The sequence below is a fragment of the Polaromonas sp. P1_G2 genome (assembly GCF_056405515.1).
The window spans coordinates 1-3,209 of sequence record NZ_JBFUBY010000369.1 but is presented as its reverse complement, the minus strand read 5'-3'; the positions used below and the strand labels follow the sequence as shown (position 1 = coordinate 3,209).

Annotated in this window: 2 protein-coding genes; both read left to right on the top strand. The window is 60.0% G+C overall.

All coding sequences use genetic code 11. The annotated features are described in order from the left end of the window. Nucleotides 1-234 precede the first annotated feature (234 nt). Nucleotides 235-933 (top strand): response regulator, encoded by a 699-nt coding sequence (locus AC1D0P_RS23660; RefSeq protein ID WP_477678974.1) that lies wholly within the window; start codon nucleotides 235-237, stop codon nucleotides 931-933. After that, the gene (locus AC1D0P_RS23655; protein WP_477678973.1) at nucleotides 930-2,753 is read left to right on the top strand and encodes a sensor histidine kinase; all 1,824 of its coding nucleotides are present in this window, start codon (nucleotides 930-932) and stop codon (nucleotides 2,751-2,753) included. The genes AC1D0P_RS23660 and AC1D0P_RS23655 overlap by 4 nt, the downstream gene beginning before the upstream one ends. Nucleotides 2,754-3,209: the final 456 nt, after the last annotated feature.

Below are 3,209 nucleotides of genomic sequence, written 5' to 3'. Positions count from 1 at the left end.
GTCTGGGTCCCTACGCTTCGCTACGGGCAACCTGCGGTGCTCGAGCCAAGCGGGGTCTGGCTAAACTCGCCTTCGGCTCAAACAACGCCAGCCCTGATCCGCTTGTCTCTGCGCTCCTCGGCCCAGCCAGGACGGGGCAATCGGGACCGGGATCGGAAGCGGGAACAGAAGAAAAATTCCAAAGAACGCACATCCGGCCGGGATAATCCACCGGTACGCCTCCACATCCCGCCCATGAAAATCACCTTCGTCGATGACAGCCCGCTGATGCGCCAGACGATTGGCCAGGTGCTGGCGCAGGGCTTCCCGGACGCAAAGATCACGTCATTTGAGACCTTGGGCGCCGCAATGGCGTTTGCCCGCGAAGAAGAACAAGACCACTGGTTGATCGACCTGGGCTTGCCGGATGGAAGCGGCATCGACCTGATCCGCCAGGTACGCGAAACCTTCCCCTTGACGCATATCCTGGTCATCACCGTATTCGCGGATGCGGACAACATCGTCAACAGCATTCAAGCCGGCGCAAACGGCTACCTGCTCAAAGAAGACATGCAAAGAGCCCAGTCGCTGACCTCCTCGATTGAGGCTATTCGCCAAGGCGGCACACCGCTTTCGCCCGTGATTGCAAGCCGTCTGCTGGCGCGCATGCAAATGCTCGACGCGCCGGCTCCTGTGAAGAACGAAGCATCCCGGCAACGCCAGACGCCTGCGCAACCAGCACCGCCCGACACGCCGGCACATGGGCTGGCGCCGCGTGAAATTGAATTGCTGCTTCTGCTGTCGCGTGGCTACACCTACCAGGAGGCGGCCAACTTGATGGCGGTGGAACTGGGGACCGTGCAAACCTACGTGAAACGCATCTACACCAAGCTCGCCGTGAATTCGCGAACCCAGGCGATTTTTGAGGCCCGCGCACTGGGTATCTCGTTGTGAGGTTTCTGGCCTGGCTGTCTCTGGCCTGGGGCCTGCTGGCAAGCGCGGCCTTCGCGCAACCTTTGCCCATCACGCTGCAGGAAGCCAGGCTCTCCGTGACGATTTCCCCATCCCACCGCGAGCAAGGCGAGTTGCGCGAACTGGGACTACAGCCCCTGCCCTGGAAGTGGGACCAGAATTTTCCGCGGCGGCAGGGGGTGATGCATTTCACGCTGGATGTACCGATAGAACAAGCCCTGCTGACGCAACTGAAAGCCGACGGCCGCCAGGGCCTGGGTTTTTCATCGCTCCAGATGGGCAACCGTTATCGCTACCGCATCAACGGCGAGGCTTGGCACTACGTGGGCTGGAACCAGCCGAACACGCAATTCCGCACCGGACCGCGCTGGCAATTGCTGGCAGCCCAGGATCTGCAGGCAGGTACGAATATCCTGGAAATCGACATCCGCGCGGAACCCGCCAGCAACGCCGGGCTGGCCCGCATTGAGCTGGGGGATGAGTTCACTTCGCTGGCTGGGCATGAGAGCGAGGTCAATCACCGCAAGGGACTGGCATTGATGTCCGGGACCCTGTCGGCACTCATAGGACTGATGGCTCTTGCGCTGTGGTGGCAAAGCCGCGACAAAGCTTACCTGGTCACCGGCCTTGRGCAAGCTTGCTTCGTCCTTTGGCAGGTCGATTTTTTTGTCGACTATCCGCCGGTCCCCACCTGGGTCTTCAACGCGGGCAGGTCGGCGACGTATGCCTATTACGCCGGGCTGATGTGCTGGGTCAGCGTGCTGCTGGTCAGGAAGCCCGCGCCGTGGCTGAACAGGCTTCTCCAGATTTACCTCTGGACGGCACTCCCTACCCTGGCGGCAGGTGCTGCTTTGCAGGACTACCGGGTTTACGAGCTGTTCTGGGTGCCCGCCAGCCTGCTGTTGGGCGCCGTGAGCTTCACTCGTTATACCGTTGTGACGTGGAAGAAGTCGGACGGCACGGTACGCCTCAACGCATTGATGGCGGGCGTCGCGGTCGCCTTCGGTCTTTGTGACCTTGTGCTCACGTTCTCGCCCTCGGGTTTTGGCAAAGCCAATCTGTTGAACTATGCATTCCTGTTCTATAACTTTGCCGTCGGCATGATGATGGTGCGCAATTACTGGAGCATGCAAAACAGGCTGCTAAGGCTGCGCTACGAAAAGGGCCTGGAGGTCAAGCAAGCGGCCATGCTCGAACGGCAACGCTTGATGCAAGACATCCACGACTCGGTCGGCTCCCAACTGGTCGCGCTGCTCAGTCTGGTCAAGAGCAGCGCACCGCAAGAAGTATTGCAAACGCACACCTCCGAGGTTCTTGACGAGCTTCGGATTGCAGTGGACGCCATCGAGAACGTCAATGGCGACCTCGCTGTAGTCCTGGCCACCATGCGGCATCGGCTGCAACCCCGGCTGGATTCCGCGAACGTGTCCCTGGTCTGGGAGGTAGACGCGCTACCGCGATTCGAACTGCTGACACCCAAGCATATTCAGCATATCCAGCGCATCCTGCTGGAGGTGTTTACCAACATCATTCAACACGCCAAGGCTACACGCGTGGTATTTGCGGCCCACTGCGAATTGCCAGATAGCGCAGAGGGCTCTTCGCCAAAAGCTGGGCAAGAACACAGCCGCATGATCCGCGTCAGCATCAGCGACAACGGGATCGGCATCGGCAGCACGACCACAAGGGGGCGCGGTCTTGCCAACATGCAAAGCCGCGCCGGGATGCTGGGGGCGACGCTTGCGGTGACCGCGGGAGAGGTTTGCGGTACTACTGTTAGTTTGGCAATTCCACTGCACTGAAACGGGAAGCCGGGTCTTGCGCCGGTCTTTGCGCGCTCTTCTCTCTGTGCTCTCTTCTAAGTTCTGTTGGCCGGGGGTAGCCCGGCGGCTACTCACTTTTCTTTTGCTTCGCCAAAAGAAAAGTAAGCAAAAGAAAAGGCGACCCTGGTTGCTGCGTCCCTCCGCTKCGCTACGGGCAACCTGCGGTGCTCGGTCCAGACGGGGTCTCGCTAAACTCGCCTTCGGCTCAAACAACGCGATCCCTGATCCGTCTGGCCCTGCGCTCCTCGGCGCATCCACAAGGGCTGGGGATTGGAAAGACAAATACCAAATACTTGAAGAAACAAGGACTCGCCKTGGCGAGTCCTTGTTTGTATTTGTCTTCKTKGTRTTTYYGTTTTCTGTSTTYTTTCCCCGCTCCCGATTGCCCCGTCCTGGCTGGGCCGAGGAGCGCAGAGACAAGCGGATCAGGGCGGC

Bases quoted from the DNA above. Each gene is read 5' to 3' on its own strand.
- AC1D0P_RS23660 (WP_477678974.1), top strand. From the start codon at position 235: ATGAAAATCACCTTCGTCGATGACAGCCCGCTGATGCGCCAGACGATT.